The organism is Nioella sp. MMSF_3534 (assembly GCF_030732985.1).
Lineage (GTDB): Bacteria > Pseudomonadota > Alphaproteobacteria > Rhodobacterales > Rhodobacteraceae > Nioella.
The window spans coordinates 1-19814 of record NZ_JASHJX010000033.1; the positions used below are offsets into that span (position 1 = coordinate 1).

A 19814-nucleotide genomic window follows, 5' to 3' on the forward strand; every position below is an offset into this window, starting at 1 on the left:
TCGCTGCCCAAGGGTCTTCCTATCGGCAATCGCCCTCGCAGCGACCGTCATCTATTGGCTATGAGTCCTGAGCCTAGGCTTGGTTCAGCCAGGACTCTTCTGCGACAAAGCGCGTAGGCATCTCAGTTTCACAAGAATAAGCGAGAGGTAGCAGCAAATGGCTCAGGAAACATACGCCTATTGGAATAGAATTGGGGATGTCAGCGGAGGTGGCGGCAACTACGTGATTTACGCGTTCGGCAGCGCCAGTTCCGACCCTCTTATCGAAGCGGATGGTCTCATCGACGGAAGCACACCTGCGGGCGGCACAGTCTCGTTTCAGGGAACCAGCTACTATTTCATAGGCTATACCACTGCCGGTGATCCTGTAATTTCTCTGCTAGCATCCGGCGATACTGCCGATAGTTTTGTGCTATCGAACGGAAACCTGATCGGAAAAACGGTCACCTTCGTGCCGGGCGGAACCTACACCTATTGCTTTTGCTCGGGCACAGGCATTGCGACCCCGACCGGTGAAGCACTGGTTGAGGATCTGGCGATTGGCGATCTGATTTTGGCAGAGGGCGGGCGCATTGTTCCCGTCAAATGGATCGGTCGCCAGACGGTGATGACCCGCTTCGGCCCCGCAGAACGGCTGATGCCGGTGCGCTTTGCTGTCGGGTCTCTGGGTGCGGGCCTGCCGCATGCTGACCTGACCGTCACCGCCGATCACGGGATGCTGGTGGATGGGGTGATCTGTCACGCCGGGGCGCTGGTGAATGGAACGACGATCACCCGAGTGCCTTTGGCCGAGATGGGCGAGAGCTACACCGTCTACCACATCGAGACGGAAGTGCACGAGATCATCCTCGCCAATGGCGCGCCCGCCGAGACGTTTATTGACAACGTGAGCCGCCGGGTCTTCGACAATTATGCCGAGTTCGACGCGCTTTATGGGGACGTGCCGGAGATGGAAGAACTGCCGTATCCTCGTGCCATGAGCGCGCGGCAGGTGCCGGGGCGGATTGTCTCAAAGCTGGCCGGAAAGGCCGTGGCCTAGATAGAAGTTCCGAATACCGGCTGACCGGGGTTATCCCTGACAGCCGGTCAGTTCCACCGCCGTTCCCGCAGCCAGCACGGTCATCCTCAGGGAAGACCGGTCCATTGCGAAGGGGCCGGCATCGGGGGGGACGATATCGGCGGTGGCGGTGAGCGTGGTGCCGCTGCGCGTGACCATCGCCTCGGATATCCAGATCGAGGGGTCGGGCAGCTCGAAGACCACGGTTTCGGCGCTGCCCTGACGGGGCAGGGGAATGCGGGCGACGACCCGCAGACCGTCGCTGATCGGGGTCAGATCACAGGACACGCGCCCGGCCCCGGCTTCGGCCCCTGTCAGGGGACGGTCGGCCAGCGCCGCGGCGATCCGGGGATCGGGGCGCCCGCCCGCGGGCAGGGTGCCGCGCAGGTCCAATGACACCGGCATGCAGATATCGTGACAGACGCCCAGGTCTATCCGGCCCGCAAGGCGCAGGGCACCGGTGCCCTCGGCAAGGGTCAGTTCCAGCGGGAAGATCACGTCAGAGCTGTAGCCGATGGATTGCATGCCGTTCGAATGAAAGACCTCGGGCACCGGCCAGTGCAGGGCGGCGGATAGCAGGCCGCTGCGGTCGCGCAATTGCAGGCGCGGGGGAATGCCCGCTTCGCCCGGCGCGCGCCAATAGGTTTTCCAGCCGGGGCTGAGCCGGATCAGAAGACCGGCCATATGGCTGCCATCGTCCCGCCGCCAGCCTTCGAGCAGCTCGATCTGGACCACGTCTTCCGGCACTGCGCCGGATTGGGCGGAGGCCGCCCCGGGCGCAAGATGCAAGGTCAGACAGCAGGTCAGCGCAATCAGCGCGCGGGAGAGGATGGATTTGCTCATGGCATGTCAGGTATTGCCTCGGTCGATCAAAGGGAAGTCACGTTTTGGCGAATTGGCCCCCGTCGGATAGGTTTGCGCGCTTGCACCCATGCAGAATTCCGCACATGTTCATGGGGAGGCACGAAAAATATCGGTTATGACCACATATCTGACGGGACAGCTTCTGATCGCCATGCCCGGAATGGGTGACCCCCGGTTTGCCGGGGCGGTGATCCTTCTTTGTGATCATTCCGATGACGGGGCCATGGGGCTGATCGTGAACAAGCCCGTGACCGAGGTGAGCTTTGCCGAGATGATCAGCCAGCTGGGAATCGAGGCCATGCAGCCGCCGAAAATCCCGATCCTCTATGGCGGGCCGGTTGAAACCGGGCGCGGGTTTGTGCTGCACAGCGCGGAATATGGCGACGAGGGTGGCACAATGCGTGTGCCCGGTGGCTTCGGAATGACGGCGACCCTCGATGTTCTGGAAGACCTGGCCAATGGCGAGGGGCCTGACAGGGCGGTCATGGCGCTTGGATATGCGGGTTGGGCACCGGGGCAGCTGGAGGCCGAGATCGGCCAGAACGGCTGGCTGACCTGCGACGCGGATGCGGGGATCGTCTTTGGCAGCGATATGGATGGAAAATGGGAGGCGGCGCTGGCCAAGCTGGGGGTGTCGCCCCTGATGCTGTCCGCCGAAGCCGGGCGCGCCTGACCCGCGTCGGCGGGGGAGCGTGCCTCCTCAAGCCCCCCTTTCAGGGGAGCCTTCGTCGGCCCGCGTTGCCACGGGCCTGTGGTGAGGGGCGGCTTTTTACGGTCAATGTGGTGGTTGTTGAGAGCGCGGATGCCTCCGGCGGAGGTATTTTTGCCAAGATGAAAGGCTTAGCGCGGTGCGGCGGCGCGGGTCAGGCGATCGTTGATGGCGCGGCCGAAGCCCTGGTCGGGGATCGGGGCGATGTGAATTTCGCGGGCGTTTCTGGCCTGGGCGAGATCATCGGCGGCATGCAGCGTCGAGAAGAGGTTTGCTGCGGCCTCGATCAGGTCGCCTGACGGGGACAGGGAGAGGTCCGCATCACCTGGGCCGAAACCCACGCGGATGGCGTTCGGATCGGTGAGCGGGGCGTTCAGTCGGACCTGTGCCTTTGGCGCGTAATGGCTGCTGAGCTGGCCGGGGGCCTGAACCTTGCCGGGCGTGGTGTCGGTGGTGAGCGGGCCGGTCAGCGGCTCGATCGCCTCGCGTGGCAGGCCGCCCTCGCGCAGCAGCCGTGTGCCGGTGTCCTGTGGCGCGAGGATGGTGGATTCCAGGCCGACCCCGCAAGGACCGCCATCGAGAACGGCGGCGATCCGGCCATCCAGGCCGCTCAGCACATGGTCGGCTGTCGTCGGGCTGATCCGGCCGGAAGGGTTGGCGGAGGGCGCGGCGATGGGTCCGCCGAACGCGTCAAGCACGGCGCGCATCAGGGGATGGGCGGGCAGGCGGATGGCGACGGTCTGCAGTCCGGCGGTGACAAGCGGCGAGAGGCCGTGGCCCTCGCGCAGCGGCAGGACCATCGTCAGCGGGCCGGGCCAGAAGGCGGCGGCGAGCGCGCGGGCCGGGTCGTTGAGGATTGCGATCCGCTCCACCGCATCGAGGGACGGCAGATGCACGATCAGCGGATTGAACCGGGGGCGGCCCTTGGCCTCGAAGATCCGGGCGCAGGCCATGTCGCTGGTGGCGTCGCCGGCCAACCCGTAGACGGTCTCGGTCGGCAGCGCGACAAGCTGCCCGGCAGACAGGAGATCCGCCGCGCGGGCGATGCCTGCGGAGGTCGGGGAAAGCAGTTCTGTCTTGCCGTTGGACATGAGCGACGTAACGTTTCTGTTGATCGGGGCGGGTATGGCAAAATATCTGCCGCAAGGACAGGCCCAAAGCGAGCGGCCCGCCCCGGTGCCAAGCCCGTGCCAAGGAGGAATGACCATGCCCTATACCGCGCCCGTGACCGATTTCGAATTTATCTTCCAAAATATTGTTGGCCTCGACCGAGTGGCCGCGACTGAACGATTTGCCGAGGCCACGCCGGATATGGTCACCGCAATCCTGACGGAAGCGGGCAAGATGGCGGAGACGGTGCTGGCGCCTTTGAACCGGGGGGGGGACCTGCAGGGGGCCTATCTGGAAAACGGCGTGGTGCGCACGAGCCCCGGCTTTGGCGATGGTTATCGGGCGATTGCGGAGGGCGGCTATGTGGGGATGTCGGCAGATCCGGACTATGGCGGGCTTGGCCTGCCGATGGCTTTGACGACGGCAGTCAATGAGATGGTGGGCTCTGCCTGCCTGTCGCTGCAACTGAACCCGCTGATGACCCAGGGCCAGATCGAGGCGCTGGAGCATCATGCGAGTGATGAGCTGAAGGCGATCTACCTGCCCAAGCTGATTTCGGGCGAGTGGAACGGGACGATGAACCTGACCGAACCGCAGGCCGGGTCGGATGTGGGTGCGCTGCGGTCGAAGGCGGAGCCCAATGGCGACGGCACCTATGCGGTCACGGGGCAGAAGATCTATATCAGCTGGGGCGACAATGACTTCACCGCCAATACCTGCCATCTGGTGCTGGCGCGGCTGCCCGACGGGGTGCCGGGGACCAAGGGGATCAGCCTCTTCATGGTGCCCAAGTTCATCCCCGACGAGAACGGCGAACCGGGCGCGCGCAATTCGCTGAGCGTCGTGAGCCTGGAACACAAGATGGGGCTGCATGGCTCGCCCACGGCGGTGATGCAGTATGACGGCGCAAAGGGCTGGATGATCGGCAAACCGCATGGCGGGATGGCCGCGATGTTCACCATGATGAACAACGCGCGGCTTGGCGTGGGGGTGCAGGGGCTTTGTGCTGCCGAGGGCGCCTATCAACACGCGCTGGCCTATGCGCTGGAACGCAGGCAGGGCCGCAGCCCGGTTGAGGGCGGCACGGGCACGATCCTCGATCATGCGGATGTGCGCCGGATGCTGATGCAGATGAAGGCCGAGATCTTCGCGGCGCGGGCGATTGCACTCGACAACGCGGTGTCGATCGACATGGCGACGGCGACAGGCGATGCGGCCTGGGCGGCGAGGGCGGCTCTGCTGACGCCGGTGACCAAGGCTTACGGGACCGAAACCGGCATCGCGGTCAGCCAGTTGGGCATTCAGGTGCATGGTGGCATGGGGTTCATCGAGGAAACCGGCGCGGCGCAGTATCTGCGCGATGTGCGGGTGACAGCGATCTACGAAGGCACCAACGGCATTCAGGCGATGGACCTTGTGGCGCGCAAGATGATGGATGGCGGTGCGGCGATGTTCGCGCTGCTCGATGAAGTCGATGCGACGGCGGCGGCGGGCGATCACGCCGGGCTGGCGGCGGCCTCCAAGGCGCTGCGCGCGGCCACGGAAACGCTGGTCGGCATGGAGATGAACGACCGCTTCGCCGGTGCGGTGCCCTATCTGATGGGCGTCGCGCGGGTTCTGGGCGGGCACTATCACCTCAAGGCATCGCTGGCCGAGGGGGGCGAGGGTCCGCGCACGAAACTGGCGCGCTTCTTCCTTGGCCGTCTGCTGCCAGAGGCCCATGGGCTGCTGACGCAGGCGCTGGCCGGGGCGGAGGATGTCTATGCCCTCAGCGCGGACGAGTTCGCGGCGTGATCCGCTACCCGTTCGAAACGCCCCCCGCCCCCGGTGAGGCCATCGAGGTCGCCGAGGGTGTCCTCTGGCTGCGCTTCCCGCTGCCGATGGCGTTGGACCATGTGAATATCTTCGCCCTGCGGGATGCGGAGGGATGGACCATCGTCGATACCGGGTTCGACAGCCGCAAGGGGCGGGCATTGTGGGAGGCCGTGCTGGCCGGGCCGCTTGGCGGCCTGCCCGTGGCGCGGGTTCTGGTCACCCACCACCACCCCGATCATGTGGGTCTGGCGGGCTGGTTGCAGTCCCGTGGGGCGGAGCTGATCACCACCCGCACCGCCTGGCTGATGGCGCGGATGCTGGTGCTCGATGTGCAGGAGGCGCCGACCGAGGAAACGCTTACCTTCTGGCGTGGCGCGGGGATGGACCCGGAGATCTACGCCAGACGCGCGGCGGAGCGGCCCTTCAACTTTGCCGATGTGGTGGCCCCGATGCCGCTTGGCTACACCCGCATCCGAGAGGGCGACCACCTGCGGATTGGCGGGCGCGACTGGGACGTGCGGATTGGCCATGGCCATGCGCCGGAACATGCGACGCTGTGGTGTCGGGATGAGGCTCTGGTTCTGGGTGGGGATCAGCTGCTGCCGTCGATTTCCCCCAACCTCGGCGTCTACGCGACCGAGCCGATGGCCGACCCCGTCACCGACTGGATCGAAAGTTGCGGTCACCTGGCCCGCTATGCCCGTGCCGATCAACTTGTCCTGCCCGGACACAAGCTGCCCTTCACCGGATTGCCCGACCGGATGCACCAGCTGATCGAGAACCACCACGGCGCCCTGTCACGTCTGCGTGAGCATCTGGACCGGCCCCGCGTTGCTTCCGATTGCTTTCTGCCCTTGTTCAAAAGGCAGATCGGCGAGGGCACCTATGGGTTGGCGCTGGTCGAGGCCATGGCCCATCTCAATCATCTGCTTGCCCTGGGCGAGGTCACGCGCGAGAAACGGGAGGACGGCGCGTGGCTGTGGCAACTCAGGGAGGGGACGTGACACAGGATATCCAGACATCGGCAGAGGCCATGGAGGCAGCAGCGTTGCCAGATGCGGGCGTTGTGCATTGCGATCCCTGCACGCCGCCAACGCCCGAGCAACTGCCCCTGCCCGCGAAAGTGCAGGAAAAACCGGTGGAAGAGAAATCGCCCGCCGAATGGGCCTATGAACGGATCATCCTCTACATCCAGAATTTCGAGAAGCAGCTCGATGCGGAGCACGAGGTCGCCATGGGCTTTACCGGGTCCGACAGCGGCGTGATGCGGATCGAGGGGATGGGCTTTTTCGGCCCCGATATCCTCACCTTCTACGGCAGCGACGACGTGGGCATCAAAACCCAGATGATCCAGCATGTGAGCCAGTTGAACGTTACCCTGCGCGCCCTGCCGAAACTGCCCGACCGGCCCGCTCAGAGGATCGGGTTCCGGCTGGCGGGCGATCTGGAGGCCGAGGCCGAGGGCTGATGCGCGTTCTGTGCCTGAATGCCTGGGGTGGCAAGCTGCATGACGCGCTGATCGCGTATCTTGCGGACGCGTCCCCGGACATTCTGTGCCTGCAAGAGGTGACCCACAGCCCCGAAAGCGACAAGGATTGGCTGACCTATCGGGACGGCGATCATGTGCTGAACCAGCGCGCCAACCTGTTTCGCGATATTGCCGCCGCGCTGCCCGATCATGCGGGGCAGTTCTGCCCGGCCGCGCAAGGCGTGCTGTGGGACGGGGACCGCCCGGTGCCCTCGCAATGGGGGCTGGCGACGTTTGTGCGGCGGACGGTGCCGGTGATCGGGCAGGTGCAAAGATTCGTTCACAAGGGCTATGGGGCACAGGGGTTCGGGGACCATCCACGGTCCAGGAATGCCCATGGCGTCCGGGTCTGGGACCACACCCGCGACCGGGCTTTGACCGTCGTTCACATGCACGGGCTGCGTGATCTGTCCGGCAAGGGCGACACCCCCGAACGGATTGCGCAGGCGAAGCGTCTTGCGGCCCTGATCCAAAGCCTGGCCGAGCCAATGGGTGACGTTGTGGCCTGCGGCGATTTCAATGTTCTGCCTGACAGTGCCAGCTTCGATATTCTGGCCGGGATCGGGCTGCGCGATCTGGTCACAGGCCGGGGCCATGACGGGACGCGCACCGGGCTCTATCCCAAGCCGGGCAAGTTTGCCGACTACATGCTGGTCAGCGCCTCTCTGGCGGAGGCCGGGTTCGACGTGGTGCGGAACCCGGAGGTGTCGGACCACTGCCCGCTGTTGCTGACCATAGAGCCCCGAGAGCCGGGTAAAACGGTCACATAAGGCCGCTACAACGGGGTGAAGCCCGTGACAGGCGCGGCGAAATCGTCTAATTCGAATCGCAACGCAACACACAGGACGAATGGGGACAGACCCGATGGCAGACAACACCCACAAGCACGGTGAAATGGAGATCCGTGATCAGGAAGCAACCTTCAACGGCTTCGTGAAATTCCTGACCAACAGCATCATTGCCTGTCTGGTCGTGGTGGTGATCCTGGCGGTGTTCTTCCAATGATCTTCCGGCGCGCGTTTCTGGCCCTCGGGCTCCTGCTCGGATTGGCCGCCTGTGGCGCGGAACCGGTCTGGGCCCCGGACGAGGCCGTTGCGCGTGCCCGCTACGTTCCCGCCGGTCCGCCGACGGTGACGCTTTATACCATGATCTCGAACACCTCGGGGGCTGGTGGCCATTCCGCTCTCATGATCGACGGGGAACAGCGGCTGCTGTTCGATCCGGCTGGCACCTGGCACCACCCGCAGGCCCCCGAACGCAATGACGTGTTCTTCGGGATGAGCCCGCAACTGCATGACTTCTACATGGATTACCACGCGCGCGAGACCTACCACGTCGTGGTGCAGGAGGTCGAAGTGACTCCGGAGATTGCTGCACAGCTGAGCCAGGCGGTGCTGTCCTACGGCGCGGTACCCAAGGCGCAGTGTTCCTTCTCGATCTCGCATATCCTCAGCCAGGTTCCCGGATGGGGTCACATCCAGCGATCCTATTTCCCACGCCGGACCATGGAATCCTTCGCGGAAATCCCCGGTGTGCGTGAAGAGCGGGTCTATGACGATGATTCCGACAACAACCGCGAGATTCTGGCACGACAGGCGGCGGTGGAACTGCGCAATCAGCGGGTGGCCGAGATTATCGCAGATGGCGGCTGACCGTTGCCGCCAGGTCTGACCGCTTTCGCACCCCGCACCATCCGGTAGCGGGGTGTTTTCTTGCGCCCCCCCCCGCGCCGGTCTGACTGATCGCCACGCGATGCCAAGGAAAAACCCCCGGGCCGGGTGGCGCGGGGGCGTCGTTCGGGCGGCAAGCCGCCCCTTGGTTCGCAAAGCCTGAAGGCCCTTAGAGGAGACCCTCGCGCTGCGCTTTCTTCCGAGCCAGCTTGCGAGCACGGCGAATTGCTTCGGCCTTCTCACGCGCTTTTTTCTCGGACGGTTTTTCGTAATGCTGCTTGAGCTTCATCTCACGAAAAACACCCTCACGCTGCAGCTTTTTCTTCAGAGCCCGGAGGGCCTGATCGACATTGTTGTCACGAACGCTAACCTGCATGTGGTTTTCACCACCTTTCTAAGTTGGAGTTGCAAGAATTTGCAGGAGGTGGCCGTTTAGCAAAAGCCCGGCTATATGTCCAGCATCTGCCACGCGTCCCGAAAGGAGACCCCGATGCAAGATCTGAAAGACCAAATTCTCGATGCCGCCCTGCTGCATGTCGTCTTTGACGGCTGGTCCGAGGCCACGCTTACCGCCGCAATCGCGGACACCGGCGCCGATGCGGGCGAGGTGCGGGCGCTGTTCCCGCGCGGGCCAGTGGATCTGGCGCTGGCCTTTCATCGGCGCGGCGATGACGCGATGGTCGCGGCCCTGACGCCTGCGGCGCTGGCGGGCCTGAAGATCCGCGAAAAGATCACGCACGCGATTCGGCTGCGGCTGGAGCTGATGGAACTGGACAAGGAGGCGGTGCGGCGCGGCACGACGCTCTTTGCGCTGCCCATTCATGCGGGCGACGGGGCCAAGGCGCTGTGGGAAACCGCCGACAAGATTTGGACCGCGATCGGGGATACCAGCGACGACTACAACTGGTACACCAAGCGCATGACTCTGTCGGGGGTCTATTCCTCGGTCGTGCTCTACTGGTTGGGAGATCACTCCGAGCGGCACGAGGCGACCTGGGCCTTTCTCGACCGGCGGATCGAAGACGTGATGCGCTTCGAGAAGTTCAAGGCACAGGCGCGGGACAGCAAGCTGCTGAAACCGCTGATGGCGGGGCCGGAATGGCTGCTGAGCCAGATCAAACCGCCCTCGAAAACGGGCATGGCCGACATGCCGGGACATTGGGGCCGGGGTGACGGCCAAGGGGAAGGATAAGCGATGAACCTGCCAGAGATGATGCGCGCGGTTGAAATCACGGAAGCCGGCGGGCCGGAGGTGCTGCGCCCGGTGGAGGTGCCGGTGCCGACCCCCGGTGCCGGGCAGATCCTGATCGCCGTGGACTATGCGGGCGTGAACCGCCCCGACGCGCTGCAACGGGCAGGCAGCTACGCGCCGCCCCCCGATGCCTCGCCCTTGCCGGGGCTGGAGGCGGCGGGGACCGTGGCTGCCGTGGGGCCGGGCGTGTCACAGTGGCAGGTGGGTGACAGCGTAACGGCGCTGCTGCCCGGTGGCGGATATGCTGAATACGTGCTGACCCATGCCGACCATGCTTTGCCGGTTCCGCAAGGCATGGCGATGGACCGCGCGGCGGCGCTGTGTGAGACCTTCTTCACCGTCTGGTCCAACGTCTTCATGCGCGGCGGGCTGCAGGCGGGGGAGCGGTTCCTTGTCCATGGCGGATCGTCGGGCATCGGCACGACAGCGATCCAACTGGCGCGGGAATTCGGCGCGCGGGTCTTCGCGACGGCGGGTTCGGCAGACAAATGCGCGGCTTGCGAGGAATTGGGGGCCGAGCGGGCGATCAACTATCGCGAGGAGGATTTCGCGGAGGTGCTGCGCGGGATGGGCGGCGCGGACCTGATCCTCGACATGGTGGGCGGGCCCTATATCGCCCGGAACCTCAAGGCGCTGGCCGATGACGGGCGGCTGGTGCAGATCGCGTTCCTGCAAGGCCCCAAGGCCGAGGTGAACTTCGCACAGCTTATGACGCGGCGGCTGACCATGACGGGATCGACCCTGCGCCCGCAAAGCGTGCAGGCCAAGGCGCGCATCGCGGCGGAGCTGGCGACCCATGTCTGGCCGCTGCTGGAGGCGGGCAGGATCGGGCCGGTGATGGATTCCGAATTCCCGCTGGAAGATGCCGCCGGGGCGCATGCGCGAATGGAAAGCTCGGCCCATATCGGCAAGATCGTCCTGAAGGTCCGCTGACGCGGTTTCGCCGACTGCGTCGTCGACCCGGGAGCGCCCCTCGTCAAGCCCCTGCGGGGCCCTCCTCGGGCCGCGTTGCCACGGGATGGGGGTGAGGCAGGTTTGGACCGGTGAGGATTGCTCCGGGCCGAACGGGAGGCGGGTCGCGCCCGTGCGTCGTGCCGGTACCAGGGATTGCTGCCGGGCTGCTTTTGTCGCTGAATACGTGGCATACGGCCCTGTCCGAGGAGTGACCGACCATGCTGCGCATTCTGAAACATCCGGTGTTCCTCCGCCTTTTCACGGCGCAGGTCGTGGCATTGCTTGGCACCGGACTGCTGACCGTTGCGCTGGCGCTGCTGGCCTATGATCTGGCGGGCGAGCGGGCGGGGACGGTTCTGGGCACCGCGCTGACGATCAAGATGGTGGCCTATGTGGTACTGTCGCCGGTGCTGGCCGCCGCATTGGCGCATGTGCCACGCAAGGCGGTGCTGGTGGGGGCGGACCTGATCCGGGCAGGCGTGGCGCTGGCGCTGCCCTTCATCGACGGGGTCTGGCAGATCTATGGGCTGATCTTCGTATTGCAGGCGGCCTCGGCCAGCTTCACGCCCGCGTTTCAGGCCACAATCCCGGATGTGCTGACGGATGAGGCCGATTACACCAATGCGTTGTCGCTGTCGCGGCTGGCCTATGATCTTGAAAACCTGCTCAGCCCCACGATTGCCGGTCTTCTGCTGCTGGTTGTCAGCTATTCGATGCTGTTCGTCGGCACCGTCGCGGGCTTCCTGATTTCGGCGGTCCTGATCCTGAGCGTGTCCCTGCCTGCACGGGCCAGCGGAACGCAGCGACCCTTCCGCGAACGGCTGACACGCGGGACGTTCATCTACCTCGCCACGCCCCGTCTGCGGGGGTTGCTGGCCCTGAACATGGCCGTCGCCGCCGTCATCGCCTTCGTGCTGGTCGATACGGTGGTCCTGGTGCGGGGGCGATTTGACGGAGGAGAGCGAGAAGTGGCCATTGCGATGGCAGCCTTCGGGGCCGGGTCCATGGCAGCGGCGCTGGTGCTGCCCCGGTTGCTGATCCGGCTGGCCGATCGGGCGGTGATGCTGGCGGGTGGAACCGGACTGGCCCTGATCGGGTTCGGCTATGCGCTGGTTCTCCGGGGGGAGGGGCAAAGCTGGGGCCTGCTGCTGGCGATCTGGGCGGTTCTGGGCCTGTGCAATTCGGCGGTGATGACGCCCTCGGGCCGCTTGCTGCGCAGGTCCGCGCATGAGGAGGACCGGCCGGCGATCTTCACGGCACAATTCGCGCTGTCCCATGCCTGCTGGCTGCTGGCCTATCCCGCGGCGGGGTGGCTGGGGCCGTGGCTGGGGCTTGAGTCGACGCTGGCCGTGCTGGCAGTGCTGGCGGGCGGTTCGGTTCTGCTGGCCATGCGGGTCTGGCCCGCCAGCCGCCCCGACGTGATTGAACACAGCCACCCTGATCTGCCGCCCGATCACCCGCATCTGCGCGCGCATGGCGGCGCGCGGCGGCATAGCCACCGGATCATCATTGATGATGAACACCTGCACTGGCCGTCCCAGGGCTAGGGGGCGGGGAACGCTCCCGCCCCTTGGGGGCCGTCACATGGACAGGATCTCGGCCACCTCAACGCTGCCGCCATCGTCAAGGATCGGGCAGGTCCCGGCCATTCCGGCTGCGGCATCCTGATCGGCGGCCTCGACAATGGAATAGCCCGAAACAGGGTTCGATCCGCCATCATCGGCCACACCAGCGGAGCTGACGGTCTTGGACAGCCCAACCGGCGCGCCGCCATCCACGAGGGCGTTGCCGAGGCTTCCCATCCAGGCGCCCCAGGCAGCCATGACACGCTCCTGCTCGGCGGGGTCGGATGGGGCCTTGCCGCCGTGATAGACGAAAATGAACTTGGACATGGGGAGGATCTCCTTCGGGTCAGGCGGCGAAAAGGGCGTCGAGCTTGGTCAGCGACGAGCTCCAGCCGGTGTTGTGGTTTGCGACGGCATCTTCATCGGCCAGATCGACATGAGAGAGACGGAACACTGTGCCGCCCGATCCGTCCGGTTCCACCGTGAAGGTCACGTGGCTTTCCGGCCCGCGCGTGTCAGTGTCGTCATGCCAGGCCCAGGTGAAGCCGACAGAGCGGGGCGGGTCCACATGGGTGACCTGGCCCGTCACCTTGTAGCGCGCGCCGTCGGCATTGATCATGACCGAGCCCCAGGGGCCGAGCCGGGTGAAATCGAGAGTGTCGGGCTCGACCCGGAGCCCCTCGGGACCCCACCATTGCACAAGAACCTCTGGCCGGGAGATCGCTTCGAAAACCCTTTCGGGGTTTGCCGCGAAGTGGCGGGTCAGGGTGAGATCGGCCATTGTCAGCTCTCCTTCTGGCTGTCGAGGATCTGGGCAAGTCGGTCGAGGCTGCCCTCCCAGAACTCCCGCTTTGAAATGGTCCAGCTGGCGATGGCCTGAAGGGCCTCGGGCTCGACTGAATAGATGCGCCGCTGCGCGTCGATCTGCTGGCGGATGACACCGGCCTGGCGCAGCACCTTGAGATGCCGGGAAATGGCCGGGGCGGAGATATCGGCGATATCCTGAAGCTGGCCGGCGCTTTGCGGTCCATCCGACATCAGCCGGGTGACAATGGCCAGCCGTGTGGGGTCGCCGAGGGCCGCGAATGTGGGCGCGAGGGGGGTGCGGGTGCTCTCCATGGTTGAATAATATATTAGTTAATTAACGAAGAAGTCAATCGAGTCCTGTCAGCTGCTGTGCGAAACCCGGTTTCGCCGCCTTTGGCGTCGACCCGGGAGCGGCCCTCCTCAACCCCCGGCTGACGCCGGAGGCCTCGTCTGGCCGCGTTGCCACGGATGCGTGGTGAGGGAGGAGCACGATGGACACGAGCGGTCCAGTGGCGCGGGAGGGATGCCTCCGGCGGGAGTATTTGGGCCAAGAAGAAGGATCAGGATTCGATCTCTTCGATCAGCGCGGGCAGGGCAGAGAGATCGGGGATTTCGCGGAAGCGAGGATGGGTGTCGGGGGCATCCGCATGTTCCAGCTCCCATGTCAGGCCATGGGGCACATGGGTGCCGAAGGCCCCGGCCTCGATCGCGGGCACCACGTCGGATTTCATCGAATTGCCGACCATCATTGCGCTTTCGGGGCCAGTGCCGTGGCGGGCGAAGGCGCTCGCATAGATTGCGGGCGTCTTGTGCGAGACGATCTCGACCCCGTGGAACAGATCCCCGAGCCCGGATTGTGCCAGCTTGCGTTCCTGATCCAGGAGATCGCCCTTGGTGATCAGCACGATCCGGTGACTGTTGGCCAATGTCTCTACCGCCTCCTGCGCATGGGGCAGCAGGTGGATCGGGTGGCCAAGCATGTCCTGCCCGGCGGCAAGGATTTCGGAGATCACGCTGGCGGGCACCTTGCGATCAGTGACCTCGATGGCGGTTTCGATCATCGACAGCATGAAGCCCTTGATGCCGAACCCGTAGTGGCCGATGTTGCGCTTTTCCGCCTGCAACAGCCGGTCCATCAGGTGATCGCGTTCCGTGAAGTCGGCCAACAGCGCGGCAAATCGGGCCTGGGTGATGTGAAAGAAGGTTTCATTCTGCCAGAGCGTATCGTCGGCATCGAAACCGATTGTTTGCAATTTCACCGGCATTCTGCCCCCCTGATACGTGATCGCGTGACAATCCCCCCCTTTTCTGCGAGGGGGAGCAGCTTATATAGTGACCCCTACCGAAACTCTGCGACTCCCGGAACCCTGTGATGGCAATCGACATCCCGACATATCTGGCGGACAAGACTGCCCCCGGCAATGATGCCGACCTGCTGACGCAGACCAAGCCCAAGACGCAGCGGCCACCCTTGTACAAGGTGCTGCTGCTGAACGACGACTATACCCCGATGGAATTCGTCGTGCATGTGCTGGAACGGTTCTTCGGGATCGGCCACAGCCAGGCGGTGGAAATCATGCTGACGGTGCACAAGAAGGGGTTGGCCGTTGTCGGCGTGTTCTCCTATGAGATCGCGGAAACCAAGGTGGCGCAGGTGATGGATTTCGCTCGCCGCAATCAGCACCCCCTGCAATGCACCATGGAGAAAGAGGAATAGCCGCCCGGCCGTTCCCTGACCTATGACTCCCGATCGTTGGACCCTCGCGCTGGAAGACGGCGACATGACCTGGCCAGGGGATGGCCCGGTGCTGGTGTTGCGTGCCCGGGCCGAGGCGGATTTTGATGCGCTTGGCCGCGACCGGGTGCAGGCCGTGCAGGGCTTTGCCCCCGATCATGACCGGCTGACGGCGCGCGGGCTGGATGCGCGGGTGGAGCCCGAGGGCGAGTTCGCCGCCGCGCTGGTGCAGATCGTGAAAAGCAAGGGCGAGAGCCTGTCGCTGGTAGCCGAAGCGCTGACGCTGGTCCGCCCCGGCGGGGTGATCGCTGTCGATGGGCAGAAGGATGAGGGGATCGAATCGATCCTCAAGGCGGTGAAGAAGCTGCTGCCGCTCGACGGGACGCTTTCGAAGGCGCATGGCAAGCTCTTCTGGCTGACCCGGCCGGACGTCCTGCCCGACGGGGTGGCCGACTGGATCGCGGAACCGGGCGAAACCGAGGATGGTTTCGTCACCGCCCCCGGCATGTTTTCGCCCGACGGTGCCGATCAGGGGTCGGAGGTTCTGGTGGCGCTGGTGCCGCAACTGAAGGGCCGGGTGGCCGATCTGGGGGCGGGCTGGGGCTATATGTCGGCGGTGCTGCTGGACGAGCAGGAGAGCATCGCGGCGATGGACCTGATCGAAGCGGAATACTCCGCATTGCAGGCGGCGCGGGCCAATGTGGACGATCCGCGCGCGCGGTTCTTCTGGGCCGATGCCACGGCGTTCGAGCCGGAAGAGCGCTACGACGCCATTATCTTGAACCCGCCGTTCCACACCGGACGGGCCGCCGACCCCGCGCTTGGGCAGGCCTTTATCGCGGCGGCGGCGCGGATGCTGAAACCCACGGGGCAGTTCTTCATGGTGGCGAACCGGCATTTGCCCTATGAAGCGACGCTGAAAGCGCATTTCGGCACCGGCAAGCTGCTGGCGGAAATCGCGGGCTACAAACTCTATCAGGCGGGCAAGCCCAAGGGCACGCGCCGCGGCTGAGGGACGAACGGAGACGGACCATGTCGCTTTCCATCCAGGGCAAAACGGCCATCATCACCGGCGCGGCCAATGGCGTCGGGCTGGCGATTGCCCGTCATTTCATCGAGCGCGGCGCCAAGGTGATGCTGGCTGACCGGGACGAGACACGCCTTGCCGATGTTGTCGGGGATTTCGTGAAGGAAGAAAGCCGGGTGCGCTATTTCGCCGGTGATCTGCGGGAAAGGCTGACCGTGGCCAATCTGCTGTCGGCCACCATCGACGCCTTCGACCGGGTTGATATTCTTGTGAATGCGTCGCGCCAGGTGATGTCATCCGACCCGCTCGATCCGTCGGACAAGACAGTCGAGACGCTGATGGAACAGAATATGTTCACGGCGCTGCGGCTGTCTCAGGCGGTGGCCAAGCGGATGATCGCGCAGGCAGAGGAAGATGGTGTCGAAGAGGGTCCGATCGGGGCGATCGTGAACCTGTCATCCATCGCCGCGCGGCGCACCCATCCCGATCTGCTGGCCTATTCGATCAGCGCCGCGGCGCTGGATCAGGCCACGCGCAGCCTGGCCGTGGCGCTGGCCCCTCACCGGATTCGCGTGAACGGTGTGGCCTTCGGGTCGCTCATGTCGAACAGCCTGAAGGAATCGCTGAAGGACAATCGCGACCTGCGGCAGGAGATCAAGCATTGTACGCCCATGGGCCGCATTGCCTCGGCGCGCGAGGTCACGGGCGCGGTGCAGTTCCTGTGCTCCGATGGGGCGGCCTTCGTGACCGGCGAAGTGATCACCGTGGATGGCGGCCGCACCTTGCTTGACAGCGTCGGAACGGCGGCCCACTGAGGCGCAACCGATAGCCTGCTAACCCGCGATCTCGCGGCATTGTGGCTGCTGCTGCCCCAGGTCGATCCAGCCGGATGGGCCGGGCGGGCCTTCCCAGCCGTTGGGGTACACGGTGACGAATTCCCAGCCATCCTCCGGCAGGAAGTCGAACAGGATGCTGCTTTCCAGTGTCAGGGTGCCCAGAACCGGCCCGTCATAGGCCCCCGGTGCAACAAGCAGAGGCAGTTGAGGACCGAGATAGCCGATACAGCCGCTGGCGGCGTTGACGGGGATCGGCAGCAACGCGAAGCGGCGCAGCTGGTTTAGCTCTGGCAATGTGGACAGGGTCTGAACCGACGTGTCCATATTACAGTCCAGCAGGTCTTCCATCTCGCGGATCAGGGCCACAGCCTCGCGGTCGCGTTCTGAAAGCGTCACATCGGTTCCGGTGCAGTCCGCATTGTCGAAGACTGCCCGCCCAAGCGGGGAGGAGAAACAGTATCCGGCGCGGTCGAATATCAGGTTGCGAATGAACCAGGGTTCCTCGCAATAGGGCTCGTTTGCGAAAACCGGGCCTGACAGGCCAAGCAGGGCAAGCGCAAGGACAAGACGGGGCATGGCAATCCTCCGGTGCGATGTCTGTTGCAAGTATAGAGTACCGGCCCGTTCAGTGCAAAACGCGCTGAAATCCCGCGCATTGTACGTCGCGGACCGATGGGCTACCCGGCATACATCTCGCATTCGATGCGGCCCAGTCCGACCGGCGCCCACCCCGCTTCACGCAGCGTTGACATGTCGTCCGGGTCGTTGATCAGCACGTAGTCCCAGATGCCTTCATTGAGAAAGATGAAGCCGACATTGTCACCGGGGCGCAGTTCGCCGATCACGCGCGCATCTGCCTGCGGCGCGGCGCGTAAGGGCAGGACCGGGCCGGTATATCCGATGCACCCGCTTTCATGCTCAACCGGGGCGGGCACCACGTCGGCATTCCGCAGATGTTCGAAATGGGCCAGATGTTCCAGCCGGGGCCTGCTGCTGTCGATGGCGCAGTCCAGCGCTTCTTCCAGATCGAGGATATGATCAATGGCGGCGCGATCCCGCTCTGACAGGGTCACATCCGATCCGGTGCAGCCGGTGTTGTCGAATGTCGCGCGTCCGAGCGGGGAGGCAAAGCAATACCCGGCCCGATCGAAGATCAGGTTGCGGGCGAACCACGGCAACTCGCAATAGATGACATCGGCAAAGGCGGGAACCGGCAGCAGCGCAAGCGCGGCAGAAAGGGCAAATCGTTTCATCAATGACTCCGCTTCAAAATAGCACGGGGTCAATCTAACGCGGAGCCGGGCCAAGAAAAAACCCCCGACCGCAGGGCGACCGGGGGCTGTTCTGGCGGATCCGAAAGGATCAGGGCTGTTCGTCTTCGTCGTCATCCCCGCCGGAGGGCAGGTTGAAGAAGCTGTCGGCATCCAGCAGGTCGCCCTTGTCGTCGTCCTCGGACTCATTGTCGGACAGCGAGAAGGTCTCCAGCCCCGAGATCGACGAGGGGATGCGCGGTTCCGTATCCATGCCGAGCGAGGTTTCGGTCGAGACCAGCTTGCGCCGTTCATCATCGCTCATGGCGCCGCCTTCACGGGCGGCCTTGGCGGCGGCCTTCTGCACGGCGGCATCAAGTTCGGACTGTTTGCACAGGCCAAGCGCCACCGGGTCGATGGGCTGCATGTTCGAGATGTTCCAATGGGTGCGTTCGCGGATCGACTGGATCGTCGGCTTGGTGGTGCCGACCAGCTTGGCAATCTGGCTATCGGTCAGTTCGGGGTGGAACTTGACCAGCCATAGGATCGAGTTGGGCCGGTCCTGACGCTTGGACAGCGGCGTATAGCGCGGGCCACGGCGCTTTTCCTCGCCGACGGCGGCGGCGTAGAATTTCAGCTTGAGCTTGTGCGCCGGGTCTTTTTCGGCCGCGTCGATTTCATCCTGGGTCAGCTGGTTGTTGGCGATCGGGTCGAAGCCCTTGACGCCTGCCGCCACATCGCCATCGGCGATGCCCTGGACCTCCAGCTCGTGCAGGCCACAGAAATCGCCGATCTGCTTGAAGGACAGCGTGGTGTTGTCCACCAGCCAGACAGCTGTGGCTTTTGCCATGATCGGTTTGTTCATCTCGGTCGCTCCTTCGCGAAAACAAATCTCCCTCGGGCCGTGACTCGGCTGGCGGGGCGGGCCCCGCGCTTCCTTATTGTAAGGGAGGTCGAGGCGTATATAAGCGGGAAGGCACGACTTGGGAAGGGCAAATGATCAGAGCATTCTTGGCATTTCTCATGCTGGCAGGCATGGCACGGGCCGACGGGGAACCGGCGGGGGACTTCGATTACTACGTCATGGCGCTGAGCTGGACACCCTCCTGGTGCGCCATCGAGGGTGATGACAGGGATTCGCCGCAATGCGACCCCGGGCAGGGGTTTGGGTTCACCCTGCACGGGCTCTGGCCGCAATACGAAGATGGCTGGCCAGCCTTCTGCCCCACTGTCGAACGCAATCCGTCGCGCGGGATGACCAACGCCATGGCCGATATCATGGGCACGTCCGGCCTCGCCTGGTACCAGTGGAACAAGCATGGCGTCTGCTCGGGCCTGTCGGCCAGCGATTATTACGCCCTGTCGCGTCTGGCCTACGAAAGCGTTGAACGCCCGGCCCTGCTGCGCCAGTTGACCCGAGAGGTGCGCCTGCCCGCCGAAGTGATCGAAGAGGCATTCCTGGAGGCCAACCCGCAGCTGTCAGACGACATGCTGACCGTCACCTGTCGCGCGGGCCGCGTGCAGGAGGTGCGCATCTGCCTGACCAGAGAGCTGGAGCCGCGCGCCTGTGCACCTGACGTGGCGCGCGATTGCACCCTGACCGACGCGCTGTTTTCACCGATGCGGTGACGTGGC

General features: G+C 64.6%; 25 protein-coding genes. 15 read left to right on the top strand and 10 right to left on the bottom strand.

The window, feature by feature from the left end:
* Positions 1-157 precede the first annotated feature (157 nt).
* Positions 158-1039 (top strand): Hint domain-containing protein, encoded by an 882-nt coding sequence (locus RBB16_RS13970; protein ID WP_306046757.1) that lies wholly within the window; start codon positions 158-160, stop codon positions 1037-1039.
* A gap of 30 nt (positions 1040-1069) precedes the next feature.
* On the opposite strand, the gene RBB16_RS13975 is transcribed toward RBB16_RS13970, so the two are convergent.
* A complete protein-coding gene (locus RBB16_RS13975; protein ID WP_306046758.1) occupies positions 1070-1900 on the bottom strand; it encodes a protein-disulfide reductase DsbD domain-containing protein in 831 nt (276 codons plus the stop codon).
* Positions 1901-2036: 136 nt separating this feature from the next.
* Between RBB16_RS13975 and RBB16_RS13980 the strand changes: the two genes are divergently transcribed.
* On the top strand, positions 2037-2594 hold the full coding sequence (locus RBB16_RS13980) for a YqgE/AlgH family protein (protein ID WP_306046759.1): 558 nt from the start codon (positions 2037-2039) through the stop codon (positions 2592-2594).
* Positions 2595-2761: 167 nt separating this feature from the next.
* On the opposite strand, the gene RBB16_RS13985 is transcribed toward RBB16_RS13980, so the two are convergent.
* A complete protein-coding gene (locus tag RBB16_RS13985) occupies positions 2762-3721 on the bottom strand; it encodes an L-threonylcarbamoyladenylate synthase (RefSeq protein WP_306046801.1) in 960 nt (319 codons plus the stop codon).
* A 115-nt stretch (positions 3722-3836) separates the two neighbouring features.
* Between RBB16_RS13985 and RBB16_RS13990 the strand changes: the two genes are divergently transcribed.
* The 6 genes from RBB16_RS13990 (at position 3837) to RBB16_RS14015 (ending at position 8735) form a co-directional block, all read left to right on the top strand.
* The gene (locus RBB16_RS13990) at positions 3837-5534 is read left to right on the top strand and encodes an acyl-CoA dehydrogenase (RefSeq protein ID WP_306046760.1); all 1698 of its coding nucleotides are present in this window, start codon (positions 3837-3839) and stop codon (positions 5532-5534) included.
* Entirely contained in the window at positions 5531-6559 is a 1029-nt protein-coding gene (locus tag RBB16_RS13995; RefSeq protein WP_306046761.1) for an MBL fold metallo-hydrolase, read from the top strand. Before RBB16_RS13990 ends, RBB16_RS13995 begins: the two co-directional genes overlap by 4 nt.
* Positions 6556-7023: a DUF6173 family protein gene (locus tag RBB16_RS14000; RefSeq protein WP_169829070.1), complete on the top strand. Its 468-nt coding sequence runs from the start codon at positions 6556-6558 to the stop codon at positions 7021-7023. The genes RBB16_RS13995 and RBB16_RS14000 overlap by 4 nt, the downstream gene beginning before the upstream one ends.
* Positions 7023-7853, top strand: coding sequence for an endonuclease/exonuclease/phosphatase family protein (locus tag RBB16_RS14005; RefSeq protein ID WP_306046762.1), 831 nt, complete (start codon positions 7023-7025; stop codon positions 7851-7853). Before RBB16_RS14000 ends, RBB16_RS14005 begins: the two co-directional genes overlap by 1 nt.
* A gap of 94 nt (positions 7854-7947) precedes the next feature.
* Complete coding sequence (locus RBB16_RS14010; RefSeq protein WP_306046763.1) at positions 7948-8088, top strand: aa3-type cytochrome c oxidase subunit IV; 141 nt, start codon at positions 7948-7950, stop codon at positions 8086-8088.
* A complete protein-coding gene (locus tag RBB16_RS14015; protein WP_306046764.1) occupies positions 8085-8735 on the top strand; it encodes a hypothetical protein in 651 nt (216 codons plus the stop codon). Before RBB16_RS14010 ends, RBB16_RS14015 begins: the two co-directional genes overlap by 4 nt.
* Before the next feature lie 187 nt (positions 8736-8922).
* On the opposite strand, the gene rpsU is transcribed toward RBB16_RS14015, so the two are convergent.
* Positions 8923-9129, bottom strand: coding sequence for a 30S ribosomal protein S21 (rpsU, locus tag RBB16_RS14020; protein ID WP_025310998.1), 207 nt, complete (start codon positions 9127-9129; stop codon positions 8923-8925).
* Between the two features lie 114 nt (positions 9130-9243).
* Here rpsU and RBB16_RS14025 point away from each other — a divergent pair, with 114 nt between their 5' ends.
* The 3 genes from RBB16_RS14025 (at position 9244) to RBB16_RS14035 (ending at position 12506) form a co-directional block, all read left to right on the top strand.
* A complete protein-coding gene (locus RBB16_RS14025; protein ID WP_306046765.1) occupies positions 9244-9945 on the top strand; it encodes a COQ9 family protein in 702 nt (233 codons plus the stop codon).
* 3 nt (positions 9946-9948) lie between these two features.
* Positions 9949-10938 (top strand): NAD(P)H-quinone oxidoreductase, encoded by a 990-nt coding sequence (locus RBB16_RS14030; protein ID WP_306046766.1) that lies wholly within the window; start codon positions 9949-9951, stop codon positions 10936-10938.
* Between the two features lie 239 nt (positions 10939-11177).
* The gene (locus RBB16_RS14035; RefSeq protein ID WP_306046767.1) at positions 11178-12506 is read left to right on the top strand and encodes an MFS transporter; all 1329 of its coding nucleotides are present in this window, start codon (positions 11178-11180) and stop codon (positions 12504-12506) included.
* Between the two features lie 33 nt (positions 12507-12539).
* Here the strand turns inward: RBB16_RS14035 and RBB16_RS14040 are convergent, their stop codons facing one another.
* From RBB16_RS14040 to RBB16_RS14055, 4 genes are all read right to left on the bottom strand, one after another.
* Positions 12540-12851: a hypothetical protein gene (locus tag RBB16_RS14040; protein ID WP_306046768.1), complete on the bottom strand. Its 312-nt coding sequence runs from the start codon at positions 12849-12851 to the stop codon at positions 12540-12542.
* Between the two features lie 19 nt (positions 12852-12870).
* On the bottom strand, positions 12871-13305 hold the full coding sequence (locus tag RBB16_RS14045; RefSeq protein ID WP_306046769.1) for an SRPBCC domain-containing protein: 435 nt from the start codon (positions 13303-13305) through the stop codon (positions 12871-12873).
* Between the two features lie 2 nt (positions 13306-13307).
* A complete protein-coding gene (locus tag RBB16_RS14050) occupies positions 13308-13643 on the bottom strand; it encodes a metalloregulator ArsR/SmtB family transcription factor (protein ID WP_306046770.1) in 336 nt (111 codons plus the stop codon).
* A 248-nt stretch (positions 13644-13891) separates the two neighbouring features.
* Complete coding sequence (locus tag RBB16_RS14055; RefSeq protein ID WP_306046771.1) at positions 13892-14596, bottom strand: HAD family hydrolase; 705 nt, start codon at positions 14594-14596, stop codon at positions 13892-13894.
* 107 nt (positions 14597-14703) lie between these two features.
* Here RBB16_RS14055 and clpS point away from each other — a divergent pair, with 107 nt between their 5' ends.
* From clpS to RBB16_RS14070, 3 genes are all read left to right on the top strand, one after another.
* Positions 14704-15048: an ATP-dependent Clp protease adapter ClpS gene (gene clpS / locus RBB16_RS14060; RefSeq protein ID WP_071691286.1), complete on the top strand. Its 345-nt coding sequence runs from the start codon at positions 14704-14706 to the stop codon at positions 15046-15048.
* 64 nt (positions 15049-15112) lie between these two features.
* Positions 15113-16078 carry a class I SAM-dependent methyltransferase gene (locus tag RBB16_RS14065; RefSeq protein ID WP_306046772.1) on the top strand — a complete coding sequence of 322 codons (966 nt, stop codon included), beginning with the start codon at positions 15113-15115 and terminating at the stop codon, positions 16076-16078.
* A gap of 20 nt (positions 16079-16098) precedes the next feature.
* Positions 16099-16908 carry an SDR family NAD(P)-dependent oxidoreductase gene (locus RBB16_RS14070; RefSeq protein WP_071691284.1) on the top strand — a complete coding sequence of 270 codons (810 nt, stop codon included), beginning with the start codon at positions 16099-16101 and terminating at the stop codon, positions 16906-16908.
* A gap of 18 nt (positions 16909-16926) precedes the next feature.
* Here RBB16_RS14070 and RBB16_RS14075 read toward each other — a convergent pair whose 3' ends face one another.
* The 3 genes from RBB16_RS14075 to RBB16_RS14085 all read right to left on the bottom strand — a co-directional run bounded on the left by RBB16_RS14075 (position 16927) and on the right by RBB16_RS14085 (position 19044).
* Positions 16927-17505 (bottom strand): YARHG domain-containing protein, encoded by a 579-nt coding sequence (locus tag RBB16_RS14075; protein WP_306046773.1) that lies wholly within the window; start codon positions 17503-17505, stop codon positions 16927-16929.
* A 101-nt stretch (positions 17506-17606) separates the two neighbouring features.
* A complete protein-coding gene (locus RBB16_RS14080; RefSeq protein ID WP_306046774.1) occupies positions 17607-18182 on the bottom strand; it encodes a DUF4453 domain-containing protein in 576 nt (191 codons plus the stop codon).
* Between the two features lie 109 nt (positions 18183-18291).
* Positions 18292-19044, bottom strand: a complete 753-nt coding sequence (locus RBB16_RS14085; RefSeq protein ID WP_071691281.1) for a DUF1013 domain-containing protein — start codon at positions 19042-19044, stop codon at positions 18292-18294.
* Between the two features lie 131 nt (positions 19045-19175).
* Between RBB16_RS14085 and RBB16_RS14090 the strand changes: the two genes are divergently transcribed.
* Complete coding sequence (locus tag RBB16_RS14090; protein ID WP_306046775.1) at positions 19176-19808, top strand: ribonuclease T2; 633 nt, start codon at positions 19176-19178, stop codon at positions 19806-19808.
* The last annotated feature ends 6 nt before the right edge of the window (positions 19809-19814 follow it).